The organism is Allobosea sp. AAP35, assembly GCF_001295925.1.
Taxonomy (GTDB): domain Bacteria; phylum Pseudomonadota; class Alphaproteobacteria; order Rhizobiales; family Beijerinckiaceae; genus Allobosea.
Map to the genome: position 1 here is coordinate 1 of NZ_LJHQ01000012.1, position 21,108 is coordinate 21,108.

16 protein-coding genes and 1 pseudogene are annotated in these 21,108 nt (G+C 65.2%); 6 read left to right on the forward strand and 11 right to left on the reverse strand.

The window, feature by feature from the left end; translation table 11 throughout:
* On the reverse strand, positions 1 to 470 hold a 470-nt coding region (locus IP69_RS06070), incomplete at its 3' end, for a hypothetical protein (protein ID WP_156323314.1).
* A gap of 209 nt (positions 471 to 679) precedes the next feature.
* Here IP69_RS06070 and IP69_RS06075 point away from each other — a divergent pair.
* From IP69_RS06075 to IP69_RS06090, 4 genes are all read left to right on the forward strand, one after another.
* On the forward strand, positions 680 to 2,401 hold the full coding sequence (locus IP69_RS06075; RefSeq protein ID WP_054141934.1) for a type I secretion system permease/ATPase: 1,722 nt from the start codon (positions 680 to 682) through the stop codon (positions 2,399 to 2,401).
* Positions 2,402 to 2,439: 38 nt separating this feature from the next.
* The gene (locus IP69_RS06080; RefSeq protein WP_054141935.1) at positions 2,440 to 3,684 is read left to right on the forward strand and encodes an OmpA family protein; all 1,245 of its coding nucleotides are present in this window, start codon (positions 2,440 to 2,442) and stop codon (positions 3,682 to 3,684) included.
* Positions 3,681 to 5,888 carry an SUMF1/EgtB/PvdO family nonheme iron enzyme gene (locus IP69_RS06085; RefSeq protein WP_054141936.1) on the forward strand — a complete coding sequence of 736 codons (2,208 nt, stop codon included), beginning with the start codon at positions 3,681 to 3,683 and terminating at the stop codon, positions 5,886 to 5,888. Before IP69_RS06080 ends, IP69_RS06085 begins: the two co-directional genes overlap by 4 nt.
* A 284-nt stretch (positions 5,889 to 6,172) precedes the next feature.
* Positions 6,173 to 6,913, forward strand: coding sequence for an MBL fold metallo-hydrolase (locus IP69_RS06090; protein ID WP_082359013.1), 741 nt, complete (start codon positions 6,173 to 6,175; stop codon positions 6,911 to 6,913).
* 157 nt (positions 6,914 to 7,070) lie between these two features.
* Here IP69_RS06090 and IP69_RS06095 read toward each other — a convergent pair whose 3' ends face one another.
* From IP69_RS06095 to IP69_RS06130, 8 genes are all read right to left on the reverse strand, one after another.
* A complete protein-coding gene (locus tag IP69_RS06095) occupies positions 7,071 to 8,060 on the reverse strand; it encodes an alcohol dehydrogenase catalytic domain-containing protein (protein WP_054141938.1) in 990 nt (329 codons plus the stop codon).
* Positions 8,061 to 8,073: 13 nt separating this feature from the next.
* A complete protein-coding gene (locus IP69_RS06100) occupies positions 8,074 to 8,844 on the reverse strand; it encodes an SDR family oxidoreductase (protein WP_054141939.1) in 771 nt (256 codons plus the stop codon).
* A gap of 3 nt (positions 8,845 to 8,847) precedes the next feature.
* Positions 8,848 to 10,161 (reverse strand): histidinol dehydrogenase, encoded by a 1,314-nt coding sequence (gene hisD, locus IP69_RS06105; RefSeq protein WP_054141940.1) that lies wholly within the window; start codon positions 10,159 to 10,161, stop codon positions 8,848 to 8,850.
* An 83-nt stretch (positions 10,162 to 10,244) separates the two neighbouring features.
* Positions 10,245 to 11,294 carry an ABC transporter substrate-binding protein gene (locus IP69_RS06110; RefSeq protein ID WP_054141941.1) on the reverse strand — a complete coding sequence of 350 codons (1,050 nt, stop codon included), beginning with the start codon at positions 11,292 to 11,294 and terminating at the stop codon, positions 10,245 to 10,247.
* 32 nt (positions 11,295 to 11,326) lie between these two features.
* Complete coding sequence (locus IP69_RS06115) at positions 11,327 to 12,583, reverse strand: DegT/DnrJ/EryC1/StrS aminotransferase family protein (protein ID WP_248306734.1); 1,257 nt, start codon at positions 12,581 to 12,583, stop codon at positions 11,327 to 11,329.
* A complete protein-coding gene (locus IP69_RS06120; protein WP_054141942.1) occupies positions 12,573 to 13,370 on the reverse strand; it encodes an ABC transporter ATP-binding protein in 798 nt (265 codons plus the stop codon). Before IP69_RS06120 ends, IP69_RS06115 begins: the two co-directional genes overlap by 11 nt.
* A gap of 14 nt (positions 13,371 to 13,384) precedes the next feature.
* On the reverse strand, positions 13,385 to 14,173 hold the full coding sequence (locus IP69_RS06125) for an ABC transporter permease (RefSeq protein WP_054141943.1): 789 nt from the start codon (positions 14,171 to 14,173) through the stop codon (positions 13,385 to 13,387).
* A gap of 4 nt (positions 14,174 to 14,177) precedes the next feature.
* On the reverse strand, positions 14,178 to 14,954 hold the full coding sequence (locus tag IP69_RS06130; protein WP_054141944.1) for an ABC transporter permease: 777 nt from the start codon (positions 14,952 to 14,954) through the stop codon (positions 14,178 to 14,180).
* Positions 14,955 to 15,118: 164 nt separating this feature from the next.
* On the opposite strand from IP69_RS06130, the gene IP69_RS06135 reads away from it, so the two are divergent.
* Positions 15,119 to 16,126, forward strand: coding sequence for a substrate-binding domain-containing protein (locus tag IP69_RS06135; protein ID WP_197279699.1), 1,008 nt, complete (start codon positions 15,119 to 15,121; stop codon positions 16,124 to 16,126).
* Between the two features lie 301 nt (positions 16,127 to 16,427).
* Positions 16,428 to 17,779, forward strand: a protein-coding gene (locus IP69_RS06145) for an IS3-like element ISMex37 family transposase (RefSeq protein ID WP_156323315.1) whose coding sequence is annotated in 2 segments (ribosomal slippage) — positions 16,428 to 16,764 and positions 16,764 to 17,779 — 1,353 coding nt in all. Because the reading frame shifts where the segments join, the coding sequence is not laid out codon by codon here.
* Positions 17,780 to 18,077: 298 nt separating this feature from the next.
* Here IP69_RS06145 and IP69_RS06150 read toward each other — a convergent pair.
* Both IP69_RS06150 and IP69_RS22090 read right to left on the reverse strand, forming a co-directional pair.
* A pseudogene (locus IP69_RS06150) lies at positions 18,078 to 19,263 on the reverse strand (IS3 family transposase).
* A gap of 137 nt (positions 19,264 to 19,400) precedes the next feature.
* Positions 19,401 to 20,735, reverse strand: coding sequence for a methyl-accepting chemotaxis protein (locus IP69_RS22090; RefSeq protein ID WP_082359014.1), 1,335 nt, complete (start codon positions 20,733 to 20,735; stop codon positions 19,401 to 19,403).
* Positions 20,736 to 21,108: the final 373 nt, after the last annotated feature.

Consider the following 21,108-nt stretch of genomic DNA (forward strand, 5'->3'; position numbering starts at 1 on the left):
GCGCCGGCCTTGATGCCGGTCTCGACCAGCTCGGCGCCTTCCTTGGCGCGGTCGCTGAGGAACTCGCCGCCCTGGCGTGCGCCCTCGCCGATGGCGTTCACACCGTCGGACACAAGCCTGCCACCCGTGACGATGCCGGTCTTGATGCCGTCTGCGACTATTCCCGCTCCGTTGCCGACCGCATTGATGCCAGCTTCCACGGCGTTGCCGAGATTCTGAAAGCCTTCGCGGATCGCGCCGCCGGGATCGTTGGAGAAGTCGCGCAGGCCGTTGCCGACGGCCTCAGCGGCGTTACCTGCGCCTTCCGCAACGTCCTCGGCCGTGTTGGTGACGGCCTCGACGACATCCTGAGCGGTATCGACGATCGCCTCACCGACATCCTGGGCGCCTTCGGCCACATCGTTGACGAAGTTACCGACTGCTTCGAAAGGATTGAACATGACTGGCTCCGTTTGATCAAAAGCGGCCATCGGCGATGGCGGCTGGTTAGCGGGATCGCCGAGCCACCGCTTTCGCTGTCCGGCCCGACATCGACACCATGATCCGGGGAGCCGTCGTCGCGCTGTTCCGTGGGGAACAGCCTGAAGACACCGCTTCTGGTCTTTTGGCCTCGTTCGGACGGCGGTGCCGTTCCAGGCCGCGACCGCAACCGTCCATATGCTCGAAGGGAAAGACACCCATGGCCAAGACCGCGACCACTCCGCTGCGCTGCGCCGTTCGCGCCGCCGTGCCCGGCCTTGTCGCCACGGGCGTCATCAGCATGTTCATCAATGCGACGATGCTGGCGACCCCTATATATTCGATGCAGATTTACGATCGGGTGTTGTCGAGCCGCAACGAGGTGACGCTTCTATTCTTGACTTTGATCGTTCTGATTTTCCTGATGCTTTACGGGGTTCTGGAATATGCCCGCGCCGGGGTGCTGGTGCGCGCCAGCGTCGCCTTCGAGAAGATGCTGCGCCGGCCCCTGTTCGAGACGATGATGCAGGCGGAGCTGGACCCCGAGCGCCGGCAGGGCCAGCAGGTCATCCGCGATGCCGAGGTCATACGGGAGTCGCTCGCCAGCGGTACCGTGGCTGTGCTGTGCGATCTGCCCTGGACGCCCGTGTTCGTCCTCCTGTGCTTCCTGATGCACCCGGTGCTCGGGCTGATCGCGCTGATCGGCGCCGGCATCCTGTTCGGCCTGGCCCTGCTCACGGAAATCATGACGAAACAAGGCGTTGATGCCAGCTCGAGGCTGTCAAACGATGCGGCCACCTTCGCCGCCGCGGCGCTGCGCAACGGTGAGGTCGTGCGCGGGCTTGGCATGGGCGATACGGTGCTGGAACGCTGGTGCGGCCAGCAAAGCGCCGCCGTTTCCGCCAACGCCTCCTCGGCGGAGCGCACCGCCATGCTGGTGGCGTTCTCGAAATTTGCCCGCATCACCGTGCAAACCGCCGTGCTGGCCGTGGGGGCGCTTCTGGCCATCGAGAAGCAGATCTCGCCCGGCGCAATGATGGCCGCCTCGATCATCATCGGGAGGGCGCTCGCCCCCGTCGAGCAGATCGTCGGCCAGTGGAAGCGCATCGTCGCCTGCCGCGGTGCCCATCAGCGGCTGACCGAATTGTTTGCCGGCCTGCCTGCCGCGACCGAGACCGTCAATCTGCCTGTCCCGGTGGGCCATATCGAAATCGAGAATGTCGTCGTCATTCCCCCTTCGGCCAACCGTCCCTCGGTGCGCAATGTCAGCTTCTCGCTGCAGGCCGGCGAGAGCCTGGCGATCGTGGGGGCGTCGGGCAGCGGCAAGTCGAGCCTGGCGCGGGCTTTGGCGGGCGTCTGGGATCTGCGCAGCGGCGAAATCCGCGTCGATGGCGCAGCGCTCGAGCAATGGGACCGTAACAAGCTCGGCAAAAGCGTTGGCTACCTGCCGCAGGATGTCGATCTCTTCGCCGGCACGGTGGCCGACAATATCGCCAGGCTCGGCGAGATCGACAGCAAGGCCGTCGTCGCCGCTGCGAGGGCTGCCGGCGCCCATGACGTCATCCTGCGCCTGCCCAAGGGCTACGACACACCGATCGGCGAAGGTGGCCTGTCGCTGTCGGGCGGCATGCGCCAGCGCGTCGGTCTGGCGCGGGCTCTCTATGGCGATCCGCGCTTGGTTGTCCTTGACGAGCCCAACTCCAATCTCGATGAGGAGGGCGAGCGCGCTCTGGCACAAGCACTGTCTGCGATGAAGACGGCCGGCCGCACTGTCGTTCTCGTGACTCATCGCCCCCAGATTCTGGCCCATGTTGATCGGCTGCTCGTGATGTCGTTCGGCGGGGCGCTTGCCTTCGGCGAACGTGACGACGTCATCGCGCGCATGCGCGGCAACCGCGTCGCTGCTGTGGAGACCTCCCGCCCGGCCCAGGCTTCGGCCTGATCCGCCCCTTTGCATTTGCTCTAGAGAAAGAGAACGCTATGCTCACTCTCACATTCTGCGGTTTCGATGGCGAACGCGATCGAGGTCAATCGAAAGGCTCCGCCTTGCTGCGCCCGCTGGTTGCCGTCATGCTTGCCATGCAGCTTGCCTTGTCGGGCACACCGGCTCTGGCGCAGGCCCGTCCCGTGGCACCGGCGCTGGTTTCAGTCGAAGCAGCATTCCAGCGCGCTGCGACCGTCCTTTTTGACCAGCTCGACAAGGTCGGCGGCGAGGCGACGGTGGTCATCGATCCCCTGATCGATGGGGTCAGCGGCCTCCAGACCGCCGCGACCCGCAGCTTCGACAAGCGTATCGCGGCCCTGGTGGCAGAGCGCTACAAGCGGGTGACGATCCTGCCGATGTCTGTGGAGAATCTCGCCAAGGCGCGCTTCATCTTCATCGGCACCTTCAACACCATCAACAATGCCGGCCAGGCGACCGGCCCGCGGGACGCTTATTGGATTTGCTTTGCGGTCGTCGACCAGCAGTCCAAGACCGTCGTGGCGCGGTCGGCGGCGCGAGCCGTCCTGTCGGATGTCGATGTCACGCCGGCCGCCTCCTTCATCAACCGGCCGGTATGGGGCATCGATGCCGCGACGCAGGCCTATATCGACGCCTGCCAACGCTCGCAGCCGGGCTCGCCAGTCGCGCCTGCTTATCTCAACCAACTCCAGGCGGCCGCGCGTATCAGCGAAGCCGGACAGGCCTATGAGACGGGCCAGCCCGGCCGCGCGGTCGAGCTTTATACGGCCGCGCAAAGGGAGCTGGGGGGCGATCAGCTGCGTGCGCTGAACGGTCTCTATCTGAGTTATGCCGCGCTTGGCGACAAGCAGAAGGCCGATGCCGCCTTCGGTGAGCTCATCGATCGCGGCTTGGCGCTCGGACGGCTCGGCGTGATGTTCCTGTTCCAGCCGAACTCGACCAGCTTCAATGCGGATCAGCGCGTTTCTGCCGACTATGGCAAATGGGTACAGGAAATCGCCGCCCGGATCGGGCAGAGCAAGGTGTGTTTGCAGGTCGTGGGCCATGCCAGCCGCACCGGCTCGGCGGCTGCCAACGATCGGCTCTCTCTGGAGCGTGCCCGGCGGATCGTGGGCCTTCTGGGCCAGCAACGCGCAGAGATCTCGCCGAGGCTACGCGCTTCGGGCGTTGGTTTCCGCGAAACGCTCGTCGGCCTGCCGCGCGACGACGCCAGCACCGATGTCGATCGGCGCGTCGAGTTCAAGGCGGCGCCCTGCGCATGATGATGGACGACCTCCTGCCATCAGCGCATGCGCTTGCCCCGGGTTCGCGCCTCGCCGACGCGGCCGAGATTAGCGGCGGCGGGGGCCAGGCCCCCTCTGCCCTGATTTATGAGGGGCGCAGCCTGGCCGACGCGACGCCGGTCGAAATCGTCGAGTGCTGGCCCGCAGGCTCGCTGCGCGGCGAGGGGGGGCAGTGCCTGCCCGGCCCGGAGCAGGACGCGACCTTGAAGAAGACGCAGAGCGCGTTTGCGGAGCGGCTGGCTGCTCTAGAGAACCTTGCCGCCCAAGGGCTGGTGCGGGCCTTCGGGCGCATCGAGGCCAACCAGACGCTTTACGCGGTTACGCCCGTCGACGAGACACCCACACTCGACAACTGGGGCACCGACCTGCTCCGGCGGGCGACGCCTGACGAATTGGCCAGGATCATCCAGCGGCTGGTCGAGCGTCTGCAGGCGGCCCATCAAGCCGGGGTCTGCCATGGCGCGATCTCGCAGGCGACGATCAGGCTCGACACCCCAGATGATGCCCATCTCGCAGGTTTCCTGATACCGCCGGCAGCCGGCGCGACGGAACAAACCGATGTCATGGCGCTCGCCGCGGCAATCTACGTCGTCGTAACGGGTCGCCCGCCTCCGCAGCCGCAGGAGGGCTTCCTGCCCGATCCCCGCCACGCTGCCAGCCATATCGCCGCCGACGATTACCCGCCTGCGCTGCTCGTCGCCATAGATGATGCGCTCGGACTTGGCGGGCCACCAAAGCCCCAAGACCCCAAGGCCTGGCTTGCCAAGCTGCGCGCTGCCGCGACAGACCCCGCCGCTGCCCCTGTGCTAAAACCGGCAGCCGCGCCCGAGAAGGCTGGCGGAGCCGCCAGGACAGAGCGCGCCGCGTCCAAAACCGCGCCAGCGCAGCTCGCGTCCAACGCGGGCGAAACTCTCAAGCCGCCGGGACAGATCCATCTTCCGCAGATTGCGGCGGCTGTCCTGCTGCTGGCCGCTGCCGGCATAGGCTCGTGGGTGTTACTGCCTCGCAATTCTGGCGAGCCCGTGTACGAAGCGAAGATCGCAGCAGCCACTCCGGCGCCCGAGCAGCCTGTTGCTCCGCCGCCGCCGGTTGCTGCGCAACCGAGCTCGGCGATGTCGACGCCTGTCGTCGCGCCTGCGCCAACTGCCGCAGTCGCAGTCATCGCTCCGCCTGCAGCTCCGATACAGCCAGAAGCGCCAGTTCCGGCGCCAGTGGCGCCTGTGACGGATTTCCAGGCTCGGATCGCGGCGGCAGGCGACAGGGAGAGTCTGCTTGCGCTCCAGGCTTCCGGCGCCGACCCCAAAAGCGTCGCTTCGCGGCTCCAGGAACTGGGCTATGTCTCACTGGTCGTCGCAGGCGAGCGACGCTGGCTCAAGGCCGGCGCGGCGGAGGTGTTTCGCGATTGTACCAATTGTCCCGAACTCGTCGTCGCGCCAGCCGGACAGGTGCAGATGACATTGGCGATCGGGCCGGCTCTTCGCACCTTCTCCGTGCCGGTGCCCGGCGCCTTCGCGGTCGGCCGTCATGAAGTGACGCGCGCGCAGTTTGCCGCCTTCATCTCGAGCAGCGGTTATGTCCCGGTCCGGGGCTGCCACGCGCGTACGCCCGACTGGCAGCTTAACCCGTCACTGTCGTGGGAGAATCCTGGCTTCGCGCAGACGCAGGACCATCCGGCCGTCTGCATCAGTGCCGAAGATGCCAGAGCTTATCTCGCCTGGCTCTCGGCTCGCAGCGGCCAGCGCTACCGTCTGCCGACCGATGCCGAGTGGCACTACGTTGCCCTGAGACAGGCGGCAGGCGCCGCACAGCCTGAGTCATTGTGCGGCATCGGCAACGGCGCCGACGAAACAGCGCGCGAAGCCAATCCCGGCTGGGCGGCGGCGCCCTGTCGCGACGGTTATGTCCACACCGCGCCGGTCGGCCGCTTTGCTGCCATTGACTGGGGCCTCACCGATATCAGCGGCAATGTCTGGGAGTGGGTCGATACCTGTCCGCCATCCCCTACGGACACGGTATTTCCGCCCCCGAACTGTCCACCAGAGGCGCCGCGGATCTTGCGGGGCGGGTCTTTCTCCGATCCGCCTTCCATGCGCCTGCTCGATGCACGCATCGTCAGCCAGCCCGAGATCCGCGATCAGATTGCAGGCTTCCGGGTCCTGCGAGAAATCACGGCGTCGGAATAGGCGCGGGCTTGGGCGAGTTCATGCTGAAGCTATGCTGAATCACGCCTTCATCCCGGGGCTTGCGCTGCTCTGCAGCTTGTCCGGAATGAAGGCGCGGTTCGGAGAACACACTGCGCGCTCGAGTGTGAATAAGCGCCGAAGATTGACCCCTCGAATTCTCCCTTTAACCCGTTGACTCAAATGGCTTATTGCCCGTCAGAGGTGTCACGTTCGGCGCCGATAGTGTCCCATCTCTCAATAGAGATAATGCTTCTATTTGAATGGTTTGGAGCTAATTCCGGTGGGTGACCCTTCGGTGCAGATCCACACCGATCTGGTCGGAGCGCGCGAGCCCCTTTCCCGACGTCGGCCCGCGCCGCCACAATCCACCAGGCATAGCCTTCGAAGATCTTCCCCGGATCGATGCGGTGCTGATCTCGCATAACCATTACGACCACCTCGACCTGACGACGATCGAGCGTCTTTGGCGTCGGGACCGGCCCCATATCGTTGCTCCCCTGGGTAACGACGCGATCATCAAGGCGCGTGATCCGGCGATCGCGGTGACAACGCTGGACTGGGGCCAGCGCGCCTTGCTGGCTCCAGGCGCATCGGTCAACGCGGTTTCCGCCCAGCACTGGTCGGCGCGAAGTCTCAACGATCGAAACCATGCCCTTTGGGCAGGTTTCGTGCTCGAGGCTCGTGGCCGGACCGTCTACTTCGCAGGCGATACCGGCTTTGGCGACGGACAGATCTTCAGCGGCATCGCTGCGCGGCATCGGCGTATCGATCTCGCGCTTCTGCCGATCGGGGCCTATGAGCCGCGCTGGTTCATGGTGGACCAGCACATGAACCCGGACGATGCGGCGCGGGCCTTCAAATTGCTTCGCGCGAGGCAGGCTCTCGGATTCCACTGGGGCACGTTCCAACTGACCGACGAGGGGGCCCACCAGCCGGCTCTCGATCTTGGTCAAGCACTTGCGAGCCGGGACATCCCTTCGAAGCGATTCCTGGCGGCGAGACCGGGTCAAATCTGGGCTGGTTGAGAGCGAGCCACACCGGGAGAGCCTGATCGCAATCCAGCGGCGCCACCGGCAGTTTCAACGAGATGCGCCACAAGCCGACGTTGGCTCGATGCTCGGCAGCAGACGCTGAGCGCCCTGTCCGCCATACCACACCGGACATATAAAGTTGCGGATCCAGCTAAGTCCTGAGAACGATTTTTGCTGAATTGACACGACCACTATCGATGTCGGCAAAAGCGTGGTCGCCCTCGTTGAGAGATCGTTGCTCGATCCAGCCGAGATTGCCGAGACGACCCATGGCGAGTGCTTCAACGGCTTGGGCGAAGTCAGTGGGCGTATAGCAATAAACACCGGCGAACGTGATCTCCTGTAGCGTGAGTTTGCGAACGTTGAGCCCGCCCTGCCCGGGCAGCAGGCCGACATGGATGATGACACCGCCGGGGCGCGCTATGCGGCAGGCGGCCGCGCGGGTCGCATCGGCGCCGACCGCGTCGATGACGAGATCACCACTGTTGTCTTCCGGCTCGTCTTCGCCGGGCCGGTAGACCCCGATCCCTTCTGCTTCCACAGTCGCGCGGCGATTCGGGTTGGTCTCGCCAATGACAAGGTCGCGGGCGCCGAACAGCCGCGCGACCAGCCCGGCGGCCAGCCCGATCGCACCGCCGCCGAGAACCACGACCCGACAGGCCGCAAGCGGCTGGTGCAGGCGCTGCATGCCGGCCCGCACCGCATGCCAGGAGACCGCGACGGGCTCGGCGAGCGCCGCATGGGCGATCGGCATGGCGTCGGGAATCGGCGTCAGGTTGCGCTGGGGAATCCGCACCAGCTCGGCGAAGGCGCCGGGCCGTGGCGGCATCGAGATGATCTGCCGCGTCGGCGAGAGATGCCAGCGCCCCTCGATCGCATAGGGGCAGGCCGGGTCGACCACGAGCGGGTTGATCGTCACCCGTTCGCCTGCGCGCGGCCCCGTCGCGATGCGCCCCGCCGCCTCATGGCCGAGGATCAGCGGCGGCGGACGGCGGGCGTCGAAGCCGTGATAGGCGTGCATGTCGGAGCCGCAGATGCCGACCGCCTCGACCCGGACCAGAACCTCGTCGACTTCAGGCACCGGGTCGGGCTCGTCGCGGAAGACGAGGCTGTTCGGGCCGGTGTAGACCAGGGCCTTCATCGGATGCGCATCCTCATTTCGCGGTGAAGCCACCATCGACAGCCAGGGTCTGACCGGTGACATAGGCCGAGGCGGGCGCGGCCAGGAACACCGTCGCGCCGGCCAGATCGTCGAGTTCGCCGTTGCGGCCGATGGCGGTCTGTGCCGCATTCTTGGCGGCGCGGGCGGGATCGGCGAAAACGGAAGCCGTCAGCGGCGTTGGGAAGAAGCCCGGCGCGATCGCATTGCAGGTCACGCCATGGCGCGACCATTCCTCCGCGATGGCCCGCGTAAGCTGCACGACCCCACCCTTGGCCGCGCCATAGGGCGCGCTATCGGGGAAGGCGCGGTAGCTCTGCAGCGAGGCGATGTTGACTATGCGGCCATAGCCGCGCTGCGCCATTCCCGGCGCGAAGGCCTGGGTCAGCAGGAAGGGTGCGCGCAGATGCACGGCCATATGCAGATCGAAGCCCTCGGCCGACACCTGCATGAAGGGCTGGCGCAGATTGAGGCCGGCGCCATTGACGAGGATATCGACGGACCGCCCCAGCCGCTCGCAGGCGTCGTCTACGGTGGTCCCGGCCTCTGGCGAGGCCAGGTCGGCGACCACGATGTCGGTCTCGACGCCCTCCGCCCGCAACTCCTCGGCCGCCTCGGCAAGGGCAGCCTCGCGCCTCGCGACGAGGACGAGATGCGCTCCCGCCATGCCCAGCGCGCGGGCCATGGCGAGCCCGATGCCGCTGTTGCCGCCGGTGACCAGCGCGGTCCTGCCGGTGAGATCGAAGAGCGAGGTCAGCCTGAACATCGCTCAGACCTCGACCGGCGTACCGAGATCGACATTGGAGCCCGGCGCATATTTGGCCATGCGCGCGTCGCTGGTGCGGGCATGCGCCTCCATCCCCTCCAGCCGCGAGATCCGGGCCGAGACCGGCGCGATGCGCTGGCAGGCCGCGCGGTCCATCCGCTGCCATGTCAGGGGCTTCAGGAATTTATGGACGGACAACCCGGCCGAATAGCGGGCGGCGAATTTGGTCGGGAGGATGTGATTGGGGCCCGAGACCTTGTCGCCGAAGGCGACATTGGTCTCCTCGCCGAGGAAGAGCGAGCCGTAATTGCTGAGATGGGCGTGCCACCAGTCGAGATCGGCGCAATGCACCTCGAGATGCTCGCAGGCGTAAGCGTCCGAGACCGCGACCATCTCCTCGCGCGTGTCGCAAAGGACGATCTCGCCATAATCGCGCCAGGCGGCGCCGGCGGCGTCGCGCGCGGTCGGCGGCAGGGTTGCGATCAGCTCCGGCATCAGCCGCGCGACTTCGTCGGCGATGCGCCGCGACGAGGTGATCAGCCAGGCCGGGCTTTCATGGCCATGCTCTGCCTGGCCGACGAGATCGGTGGCAACGATCAGCGGATCGGCGCTGTCATCGGCGATCACGGCGACCTCGGAGGGGCCGGCGAAGACGTCGATCCCGACCTTTCCGAACAGCATGCGCTTGGCCTCGGCGACGAATTTGTTGCCGGGGCCGACGATGATGTCGGCCGGCTTGCCGGTAAACAGGCCATAGGTCATCGCCGCGACCGCCTGGACGCCGCCCAGGCACATGACGATGTCGGCGCCCGCCACCGTCAGCGCGTAGAGCACATGCGGGTGGATGCCCTGCCCGCGGAACGGGGCGGAGCAGGCAACGACGGTCTTGACGCCGGCGGCCTTGGCGGTAGCGACGGACATATAGGCCGAGGCGATATGGGCGTAGCGGCCGGTCGGCACATAGCAGCCGGCGGTGTTCACCGGCACGAGCTTCTGCCCGAGACGCAGGCCCGGCGAGATCTCCAGCGAAAAATCCTGGCAGGAAGCGCGCTGCGCCTCGGCAAAGCGGCGCACTTGCCCGGCGGCGAAGCTGATATCGTCCCTGACGCCCTGCGGCACGTCCCGGATGCGCTCGGCAATCGCAGTCTGGTCGAGGATGATCGGTCCGTCCCATTTGTCGAGCTTGAGGGCATAGTCCTTCACCGCCTGCTCGCCCCCGGCCTCGATCGCGGCGAGCATCTGCGTGACGACCGCGCGCGCGGTGTCGGTTTCCGTCTCCGGGGTCTTGGCCGCGGTCTTGAGATGGGTGATGGCCATGGCTTTGGTCCGCTTCTGGGCACAAGGGGGTGATCGCGGTGACGCCGTGCAGACGTCACCGCATCGATTGGTGGTGAGCTGGCTTATTTCTTGTCGAATTCCGTGGCGAAGGCCTTGAGCTTGGGATCAGCCGCGACCCGCTTCAGGAAGTCGTCGGTGACGTAGCTCTTGGCGTCGGGGTTCGACGGGATGGTGCCGACCTCGGTGATGAATTTGCCAATTTCGGAGAACCAGCCATCCACCGTCGAGGGACCCGAGGCCCGCGCCATCAGCTTGAGCTGCTCGTCGAGGCCGAAGGTCGGCCGCAGCGCGAATTCCTGGTCCATCGCCTTGGGCGTCACCTCGAGCCCGCCCTGCTTGTAGAAATCGAGCGCCAGCGTGCGTGCCTCGGCCGGGTTGGCCTTGGCCCAGGACCAGCCGCGCAGGAACACGGCGAGGAACTTTGCCACGTCGTCGGGCCGCTCCTTGGCGAAGTCGCCGCGCACGATCAGCGCACCGGGCACGATCGCGTTCGCATCGGCGCCCGAGCATAGATATTTGGCGTTGGCGCGCTCTTCCAGCGTGTAGGAGTTGGGCGCCCAGACGCCCGCGACATCGCCATTGTTGGAGGTGATCGCGGTGATGATCTGCGCCTGACCGAGATTGACGAACTGCATGTCGTTCTGCTGCAGGCCGAACTTCGTCAGGCATTTGCGCGCCGCGAAATCCACCGTGGAGTTGGTGGTCAGCAGAAGCTTCTGGCCCTTCAGCAGCTTCGGATCGGCCTTGATCGCGTCGAACTTGTCGCCGCGGACCATCATCGCATTGGTCTTCGACTCGTCATTGGTGATGCCGATGGTCAGGATGTTGAAGCGCACCGCGCCGAGCACAGCGGGGACCGAGCCCGTGCCGCCGACATCCCAGGATTTGGCGGCCGATGCCGCGATCTGCGGCGCGCCTGCCGGGAAGGTGGAGAAATTCGGCGTCAGGCCGACCTCCTTCCACCAGCCCTTGACGGTGGCGTAGTGGAACGGCAGGGCCCAGTAGAGCGAGGGCTGGTAGCTGACGCCGATGGCGGTCTGCGCCTGGCCCGGCGAAGGCGCGGCGACGGCCAGCGCGGCGGCAATACCCAATCCGGCAACGATGCGTTTCATCTTCGTCTCTCCCTGTTGTCGTTAGCCCGGTCTCAGCCTGAAGCGGCCCGCCCGGTTTCCCCTGTCTCCGCCCGGGCGGAGACGATGGTCTCGATGGCCTCGCGCAGGATCTCGGCGGCGAGGTCGCAATCCTCATCGGTGAGCGACAGCGGCGTGCGAATGTCGCAAAGCCCGGCCAGGATGGCGTGGGTCTGCGCCATCGGCCCCTGCTCGCCAGCGTAGCGCCAGTGGCGCGGCGCGCTGGTGAAGCCGCGTTGCCGGGCTGCGCCGAACCATTTGATCGGCAGGCCGCGTGCGGCGCAGCAGTCGAGCACCGCAGCGATCTCGCTGTCCGCAAAGCCGATCAGTGAGAACTGGACGGAGGTCGCGCTGTAGCGCTCCTTGGGCGAGCGCGGCGGCAACCGGACATTCTGCGAGCGCGCGATGGCGGCCCCGAGGCGATCATGGATGGCGTTCCAGCGTGCGGCGCGGCGCGGCAGGTCCTGCAACTGAGGCCGCAGCAGTGCGGCCGCCAGCGCCGTCATCCGCATGCTGAAATTGGGGGTCCGTTCCTCCCAGGCGGCGATGATCTCGGCAGGGGGCGCGCTGCGATGCTGGGCGTGCAGCATGTAGCTGCCCGAATGAAGGATGGCGCGGGCAGCGCGGTCATCGTCGTCCAGCACCAGGAAACCGCCTTCGCCGGCATTGAGATGCTTGTAGGTCTGGGCGCTGAAGGCGGCCGCCGCCCCGAAGGTGCCGATGGCGCGGCCGTCCCAGGCGGCGCAGAGCGCATGGGCGCAATCCTCGACCAGGAGGAGGCCGAGTTCGTCGCAGGCGGCCATCACAGCATCCATATCGGCAATATGCCCGCGCATATGCGACAGCAGCAGGATGCGGGCGCCCGAGGCGCGGGCCTTGGCCCGCAAATCCTCGCAATCGATGACGTAGTCCGAGCCGATCTCGACCAGCACCGGCCGGCCGCCGGCATGCAGGATCGCACCGGGCACCGGCGCCAGCGTGAAGCCGTTGACCAGCACCGGCTCGCCTGGCTGCAGGTCCAGTACCTTCAGCGCCAGGCACAAAGCGGCGCCGCCGGAGTTGACCGCCACGCAATAGCGCCGGCCGACGAAGGCGGCGAACTCCTGCTCCAGCAGAGCGACGTCGTTCTGGTCGGCGCCCATCTCGCCATAGCGGAACAGCCGGCCCGAGCGCATCAATTCGCAGGCGCGCGCGATGCCCGCCTCCGGGATCGGCTCCGGCTCGGTCAGGTCGCGCATCAGGCGCGGCAGCGTGGCGAGGTCAGACCCCATCGGCGCCTTTTTCCTCGCGCAGCGACTTCCAGATCTGGGTGCGCAGATGAACGAAGGATTCGAGATCCATCACATCCTCGATGCGCTCATGGCGGTCCCAGTTCTCGGCCTCCCGCACCGAGCGGATGTCGAGCACCTCCTTGATGCGGCCGGGCCGGCGCGTCATCACCGCGACGCGGTCGGCGAGATAGACCGCTTCCTCCACCGCATGGGTGATGAACAGCACGGTGCGGGGATTGACCCGCGCCAGCCGCACCAGTTCCTCCTGCATGACGACCCGGGTCTGCGCGTCGAGCGCCCCGAAAGGCTCGTCCATCAACAGCACTTCGGGGTCGAGCACATAGGCCCGCGCGATCGCGACCCGCTGCTGCATGCCGCCCGAAAGCTGATGCGGGAAGGCATTGGCATGGCTCTCGAGGTTCATCAGCTTCAACGCATCGGCGACAAGCCCGTCGCGCTCAGCCCTCGGCAGGTTCTTGTTGCGCAGGCCAAGCTCGATGTTCTCGCGCACCGTCTTCCACGGAAACAGCGCGAATTGCTGGAACACCACGGCACGATCGGGGCCGGGCTCGGTGACCGCCTTGCCGTTGACGCTGACGACCCCCGCGCTGGGCGGCTCGAAGCCGGCGACCATGCGCAGGCAGGTCGTCTTGCCGCAGCCAGAGGGGCCGACGATCGCGACGAACTCCTTGTCGGCGATCTCCAGATTGATGTCGTCGAGCGCCTTCACGCCGCCGGACACCGGGCCGAAGACCTTGTCGACCTTGTCGAAACGGATCGAACCCATCTTCTTCGTCTCCTTTAGGCTTGGAGGCCGCGGCGGCGGCGAAGCCAGGCTTCGCCCTGCCGCAGCATCACGTCGATGGCCATGCCGACGAGGCCGATCGCGACCATGCCGGCCATCACGGTCGGCGTCGCCACATTGGCCTGCGCCTGCACCATCATGAACCCGACCCCGGCCGCTGCCACGATCAGCTCCGCCCCGACCAGCGACTGCCAGCCGAGCCCGGCAGAAACGCGCAAGCCCGAAACGATCGAGGGCGTCGCAGCCGGCAGCAGGATTTCCAGGATCATCCGCAGATGCCCGGTGCCGAGCATGCGCGCGGCCTCGATCAGGCGCGGCTCGACGAAGCGGGCTCCGCGATAGGCGTTGATCAGGCAGGGCGGGAAGGCGCCGGCGAAGATGATCAGGATCGGCCCGCCGATGCCGACGCCGAACCACAAAGCGGCGAAGGGCACCCAGGCGATCGGCGCGATGAAGCGCAGGCCGTCGAAGAGCGGGGTGACGACATCGTCGAGCCACCGGAACCAGCCCATCAGCAGGCCCAGCGGCACGCCGATGAAGGCGGCGAGCAGTACGCCATAGGCGTAGCGCTGGAAGCTCGAGGCCAGATGCTGCGGCAGCGTCGCACCCGCGAACGGGTTTGTCAGCAGATGGACGAAGCGGCTGAGCACATCGAGAGGGGAGGGCAGGAACTGGCGCGGCACGATGCCGAAGGCCGACAGAGCGGCCCAGAGCCCGATGAAGCCCACCAGGCCCAAGGCGCCCCAGGCCCATTTCTCGCCCATGCGCAGTGGGATCGTCTGCATCGCCTCAATCCCTCCCTGCCACGTTCCAGGCGAGCGCGCGGCGCTCCACCCGGCCCAAAGCATAGGTCGTTGCCCAGCCGAGCACGCCGACCGTCACCATTCCGACCAGGATCATGCCGGGGTAGATGTCCTGCTGGGCCATGTTGAGGACGAAGCCGATGCCGGCGAGCGCGCCGACCAGTTCAGCTGCCACCAGCGTCGTCCAGGAGGCCTGGAGCGAGAGGCGCAAGCCGGTGAAGATCATCGGCGCGGCCGCCGGCGCGATGATCTCCGTGATCATCCGCCCGCGCGGCGTGCCCAGCATCTGCGCCGCCTCGATGATCGGCCGGTCGATGTTGCGCACGCCGGCGAAGGAATTGATCACCGAGGGCACGAAGGCGGCAAACCAGATCACCATGATCTTGGCGCCGTCGCCGAGGCCGAGCCAGAGGATCGCGAGCGGAATCCAGGCCAAAGGCGGGATCGGCCGGATGATCAGGAACATCGGGTTGATCGCCGCCTCGGCCCGGCGGTCCCAGCCCATCCAGAGACCCAGCGGCACGCCGGTCGCGATGGCGACCAGAAAGCCCATCACCACCAGCTTCACGCTCTGCAGCGCATGAGCCACCAGCCCGCCGCCGGCATAGCCGCGCGTGGCGATCTGGCTGAACGAGACCCAGAAATCGGCGGGCGAGGGAAAGCGGCCGGGCGAAACGAAGCCCGTTGCCGTCGTCAGGCCGAACCACAGCAGCAGCACCACCGCCACCGAGCCCAGGCCGACCCATCCGCGTCTTCCGATCATGGCGTTTCCCGATGCGCTCTTCTGATGAAAGCGCTTTCAGTAAACGTTCCAGATCCTCGGACTGATGTCAATTGCCTTTCAGGATCTGCATTTCTGGCAGATATGCTTGCTGCAGGCGACCAAATGCGTCTAGATCGGATGAAAGAGTTTTCATGAGGGGCGGTGTGAGCGTAGCGCGCGTCAAGCTGAGCGATGTGGCCCGGGACGCCGGCGTCTCGGCGGCGACGGTCTCGCGGGCCATCGCCCAACCCGAACTCCTCTCCCCCGATACGCTCGCCCGGGTTCGGGCCAGCGCCCAGCGCCTTGGCTACCTGCCCGACGGGGCGGCGCGCGCGCTTGCCTCCGGACGCTCCCTGACCATCGGCGCCATCGTCCCCACACTCGACAGCGCCATCTTCGCGCGTGCGCTGCAGGCCATGCAGGCGACATTGGCGCAGTCTGGGTATCTGCTGCTGGTTGCCTCGCATGAAGGCAGCCCCGCCGCCGAGACGCAGGCCGTCCGGGCGCTGCTCGGCCGCGGCGTCGACGGGTTGATGCTGGTCGGCGCGGAACGGGCCCCGGACACCACCGCCTTGCTGAAGACCTCGGGCCTGCCGGTGGTGCTGACCTGGTGCGGCGACGGCCATTTCACCGCCATCACCATCGACAATGCCCTGGCCGGCCGCCTGGCGGCCGAGCATCTCATCCGGCTCGGACATCGCCGCATCGGCATGATCGCCGGGCATCTCCAGTTCAACGATCGCCAGAGGGCGCGGCTCGCCGGCGCCCGGGCCGCCCTGGCCGAGGCAGGCCTGGCCCTGCCCGACACCCTCGTCGTCGAGCAGGCGCTGACGCTCGCCGGCGGCCGAGCCGGATGCGCGATGCTGCTGGACCGCGACGACCGGCCGACCGCGCTGATCGGCGGCATCGACGTGTTCGCCATCGGCTGTCTGGAAGAGGCGCATGCGCGCGGCATGGCCGTGCCCGACCACCTCAGCGTGGTCGGGATCGACAATCTCGACATGTCGGCCCATGTCTCGCCGGGGCTGACGACCGTCCACGTCCCCACGGGCCGCATCGGCAACCTCGCCGCGCAGACGCTAATAGCGATGATCGCACATCAGCCGGTCGACAGGGAGCGAGTTCTGCCCGTCGAGCTGGTTGTCCGCAGGTCCTCTCAGCGGCTTGCCTGACCATAGCATCGGATGCCGGATGCGATCGCGCCAATTCCTGACATTGCTGATGTGCTGTAAAGCGGAAATTGGTCGCTTCCGTCGGTCCACTCGTATTCGATTCATCTTGCACGATGACGCGCATCGCCATGTGCCGCTACGGCTTGTTGGACGGAGCTGAGGCGGATTTTAGCCTGGCGATTGCCTCGCGGATCGGCCCGATGGGACCGTAGCTGACTGTCCGCCTTCAGCGCTCTTGAGACAGTTTAGGGGTTTTCGGGAAGGGGGGATTCTGGATCATCGCAGCCCTTATGGAGCGCAGATGAGACAGAAATCGGGTCCGGAGAAAGCACCGGCAGAGCAGGTCGTGAAGGATATCCGCCGAGCGACGCGCCGGCAGTTCTCGGCCGAAGAGAAGATCCGCATCGTGCTGGAAGGCGTGCGCGGCGAGGAGAGCATTGCCGAGCTGTGCCGGCGCGAGGGGATCGCCTCGTCGATGTATTACGGCTGGTCGAAGGAGTTCCTCGACGCCGGCAAGCGCCGTCTCGCCGGTGACACGGCCCGCGCAGCGACGTCGGACGAGGTGAAGGAACTGCGCCGCGAGGCGCAGGCCCTGAAGGAGGCCGTGGCCGATCTCACCCTGGAAAACCGCCTGCTTAAAAAAAGCATGCTCGCGGATGGGGAGGACGACACATGAGGTATCCTGCCTCCGAGAAGGCCGAGATCATCCGGCTGGTCGAAGCCTCGCATCTGCCGGCGCGGCGCACCCTGGACAAGCTCGGCATCCCGCGCGCCACGTTCTATCGCTGGTACGATCGCTATCTCACCGGCGGGGTTGAGGCGCTCGCCGATCATCGCTCACGGCCGGATCGTGTCTGGAACCGCATCCCCGACCCAATCCGGGCCGAGATCATCGAGCTGGCGCTGCGCGATACGGAGCTCAGCCCACGCGAGTTGGCGGTGCGCTTCACCGACGAAAAGCGCTACTTCGTCTCGGAAGCATCGGTGTATCGGCTGCTGAAGGCACATGATCTGATCACCAGCCCAGCCTACATCGTCATCAAGGCGGCGTCCGAGTTCAAGGACAAGACGACGGCACCCAACCAGCTCTGGCAGACCGACTTCACCTACCTGAAGATCACCGGATGGGGCTGGTATTATCTCTCGACCGTGCTCGACGACTTCTCCCGCTTCATCGTCGCCTGGAAGCTCTGCGCCACGATGCGCGCGGACGACGTCACCGCCACGCTCGATCTGGCTCTGGCGGCATTGGGGCTCGACCAGATCACAGTCGCTCACCGATCCAGGCTGTTGAGCGACAACGGCAGTTCCTACATCTCGGCCGACCTCGCAACCTGGCTCGACGGCAAGGGCATGAAACACGTTCGCGGCGCGCCCTATCACCCTCAGACACAGGGCAAGATCGAGCGCTGGCACCAGACCCTGAAGAACCGCATCCTGCTGGAAAACTACTATCTGCCCGGTGACCTTGAACGGCAGGTCGCGGCCTTCGTCGAGCATTACAACCATGCCCGATCTCACGAGAGCCTCGGCAACCTGACGCCCGCCGATGTCTACTTCAACCGCGGGCAGGCCATCCTCACCGAACGCGAAAGGATCAAGCGCCAGACAATCCAGCACAGACGCTTGCAGCACCAGCTGCAGGCCGCATAACCTCAAACCCAGATGAGCCAGAACCTCCGTTCCTGAGACGCCGAAACAGTCTCAAATCATCTGACGACGGACACTTTTGCCGTGACCACAGAGGAGGAGCGAGCCGCTGCGTTAGGGCGGCTTTATGAGCTATCTGTTCGTGTCTCGGAAATGCCGCTGAGGTTGCCGCGTTGGCGGATGCAATAGCCTCATACGACAGACAAAAGACAGAGCGCTCGGTCGAGATTGATTGAGAACGGTTTGGCTTTCGGTTGCGACCCTACGCCGAGTTGCCGGTCATTGACCTGCCACTGAGATGTCATCCAGCGGCGATTAGAGCCTCGGTGGGTTTTACGCCTTGTGGCGCAGTGGGAGCAACGCGCGATCGGCGAAGCTGGTGGGGGTTGCGCAGCCGATCGCCCGTTGCGGTGAAGTTGGCGGCATAGGCCGCCGGCGTGAGGTATCCGAGCGCCGAATGAGGGCGCGCGGTGTTGAAGTCGAGTACCCAAGCCGCGATCTGTCGCGGGCGTCGTCGAGATCGAAGAATAGCGTCTCGTTGAGAAGCTCGTCGCGCATGCGCCCGTTGAAGCTCTCGACGAAGCCGTTTTGCATCGGCTTCCCTGGGGCGATGAAGTGCCAGTCGACCTCGTTGTCCCGGCACCAGGCCAGCATCGCGTTGCAAGTGTATTCGGTGCCGTGATCGCTGACGATCATGCCCGGCTTGCCATGCCGCTCGATGATCGCGGTCAGCTCACGCGCCACGCGTCGGCCCGAGATCGAAGTGTCCGGGATCGCACCAAGGCATTGCTTCGTCACGTCGTCGACGATGTTGAGGATGCGGAAGCGGCGCCCGTTCGCGAACTGGTCGTGGACGAAGTCCGTGGACCAGCGCGCATTCGGCTTCGCCTCGACCAGGATCGGCGCACGCGCACCCACGGCCTTGCGGCGGGCGCGGCGCTGGCGCACCGAGAGCCCTTCCTCGCGATAAAGTCGGTGGATGCGATTGACGCCCGACGGCTCGCCCTCGCGCCTGAGCAGGATGAACAGCCGCCGATAGCCAAAGCGGCGCCGCTCGTTGGCGAGATCGCGCAGCCGGGCACGAAGCTCCGTGTCCGGCGGACGACGCGAGCGGTATCGGACCGTCTTCCGATCCGCGCCGACGATGCTGCAGGCCCGACGTTCCGACAGGCCCATGACGGCCTGCAGATGCGCGACGGCGTCGCGTTGCACGGCGGGCCCTACCATTTTTTTGATAGAAGCTCACGCATTGCGGCAGCATCCAGCATCTGCTCGGCCAGCAGCTTCTTCAGCTTGGCGTTCTCGTCCTCGAGCGCCTTCAGCCGCTTGGCCTCGGAGATATCCATGCCGCCGAACTTGGCCTTCCAGTTGTAAAGGGTCGCCTCCGAGACGCCGTGCTTGCGGGCGAGGTCGGCGGTCTTAGCCCCGGCCTCATGCTCCCTCAGCACGGCAATGATCTCCTCCTCAGTGAACCTTGCTCGCTTCATCAGTCCGTCCTCGTCAGGGCCGGACTCTAACTCCGCGTGGAGGAAAATCTCAGTGGCAGGTCAGCATCCGGAGCGCTAACTGCCGATGGTACACCTGCGTCACTCAAGGCTTGGCCTTTTCAAATCACTGCTGACCTTCAAGCTGCCCGTAGCCGTTCGACAAATCTCGCCAGTGCCGTTTGAAATTTGCTTGATTGAGTGGCGAGATCGGTAGCGCAACATGTCATTGTACCTGCAGCTTCACCCAAACTTGTGATCGAACCGTGAACTTGGTTTGCGGCTTTATCAACCACTGCGACTTCACGCGCGGCCTGTTCCGTCTGGGCAGCAATTTGGGCGGTAGCAGCTGCTTGTTCCCCAACGGCAGCGGATGTCGCTGAACCAGCATTGGAAACTTGCGCAACGAGATTGATAACAGTATCAAGCTGATTTATCGCGTTATAAGTGGAGTGATGAATGCCTTCGATCTGAGAGGCGATTCCATGCGTAGCGTTGCTAGTCTCGCCAGCAAGCAGTTTGACCTCGTTTGCAACAACTGAAAATCCGCGCCCCGCTTCGCCGGCTCGCGCTGCTTCGATAGTCGCGTTCAAGGCCAACAAATTTGTCTGCTGGGCAATTGAAGCGATTGTCGCAACGACACCATTGATTTGCTCTACGCCAGCAGCAAGGCGCGTCATCTCCTCCTTTAAAGCTGTTACCGTGCCAGCTGCATCAGTGATAGCGGTCAGACTTTGACGCGCGAAATGGTCAATATTCTCAATAGATTCTTTGATTTGTTGGCTGGCCGTCGCGGTCAGATGGATATTTGAAGCACTTTGTCGTGCAGCCTCCGTGGCGCATGAAACGTCACACCTAGCCGTTTTCACCGCAGCTTCGGTGATCTCGGCGGTTGCGCCAAGTGCTATAGACGCGCTGCCCATGATCCCTTCGACTTCATCAGCGATAACCGAGAAGCCGGCAATAGCGCTCTCGATCGTCGCATGCCGCTCACGCAGAGCCTGCGACATTTGCTCCTGTTCAAGTTGGAGCGCATTGAGTCCATCGACTACGATCAGGCGCATGACAGCCTCACACTGGCGAGCGGCACGGCGTCCAGACCACCAAGAACGACGACCAATTTCGTCGAAGGCAACGCGCGCCGCAATCGTAGCAGCTGCAAGATGGATGCGGACTCCAAAGCCAGCCGACTTCTCGAGCTCCAAGAGATTGCGAAGTCTCTCTTCATACCCTTCATCAAAAGCGTCGGCGAAGAGAGCGCCGTGAAACTCGCTCTGGCAGGCGGCCGTTGAGTCGCCATAGGTCTTCGCATAGCCGCGAAATTTTGGCAGAACTAGCCAGCGGCTGTAGTAGCCCGCTAGGGCTGCCAGCGCGCCTCGTTTGACGGCCGGCGCAAGTGAACGAACGACATCGAGCGTACGAGCATCGATATTCAGCGCGATAAGCCTGGCCTCTGTATCAGATCTGAAGTCCACAGCGACCCCTCGCTACCCGATTCAGTTTGAAATTGACAATAGGCTAATAAAAAGCCGTGAACGCTCACAAATTGTTTTAGAATCGTCTACTTTAAAATGGTGAAGGTGCTGCGTTGAGTTCGATATCATTGCGAAAGTCAAGCGGGTCGTAGCCATCATTCCTATTTTCTTATGCGAGACTGCTGCTTTGCCGCAGGTAAACGTGGGTCAGAACTCTTCCCATCCGGCATCGCCCGCGCGGCTATTGGCAACCTTTTTGACCTGCATGACGGTGGTCGGGCCGGCAAAGGCCATCGTTCGGCGCGCCGGGGCCTTTGACGGCACGAAGGCGGCTTCAGCGAGCAGCCGCAGACGCGCAGGCTCGGAAGCCGTG

Excerpts from the sequence above, each read along its gene's own strand:
- IP69_RS06095 (WP_054141938.1), bottom strand. The coding sequence starts at position 8,060 with ATGAAGGCCCTGGTCTACACCGGCCCGAACAGCCTCGTCTTCCGCGAC.
- IP69_RS06130 (WP_054141944.1), bottom strand. The coding sequence starts at position 14,954 with ATGATCGGAAGACGCGGATGGGTCGGCCTGGGCTCGGTGGCGGTGGTG.
- IP69_RS06100 (WP_054141939.1), bottom strand. The coding sequence starts at position 8,844 with ATGTTCAGGCTGACCTCGCTCTTCGATCTCACCGGCAGGACCGCGCTG.
- IP69_RS06080 (WP_054141935.1), top strand. The coding sequence starts at position 2,440 with ATGCTCACTCTCACATTCTGCGGTTTCGATGGCGAACGCGATCGAGGT.
- IP69_RS06120 (WP_054141942.1), bottom strand. The coding sequence starts at position 13,370 with ATGGGTTCGATCCGTTTCGACAAGGTCGACAAGGTCTTCGGCCCGGTG.
- IP69_RS06085 (WP_054141936.1), top strand. The coding sequence starts at position 3,681 with ATGATGATGGACGACCTCCTGCCATCAGCGCATGCGCTTGCCCCGGGT.
- IP69_RS06115 (WP_248306734.1), bottom strand. The coding sequence starts at position 12,583 with ATGGGGTCTGACCTCGCCACGCTGCCGCGCCTGATGCGCGACCTGACC.
- IP69_RS06110 (WP_054141941.1), bottom strand. The coding sequence starts at position 11,294 with ATGAAACGCATCGTTGCCGGATTGGGTATTGCCGCCGCGCTGGCCGTC.
- IP69_RS06075 (WP_054141934.1), top strand. The coding sequence starts at position 680 with ATGGCCAAGACCGCGACCACTCCGCTGCGCTGCGCCGTTCGCGCCGCC.
- IP69_RS06125 (WP_054141943.1), bottom strand. The coding sequence starts at position 14,173 with ATGCAGACGATCCCACTGCGCATGGGCGAGAAATGGGCCTGGGGCGCC.
- hisD (WP_054141940.1), bottom strand. The coding sequence starts at position 10,161 with ATGGCCATCACCCATCTCAAGACCGCGGCCAAGACCCCGGAGACGGAA.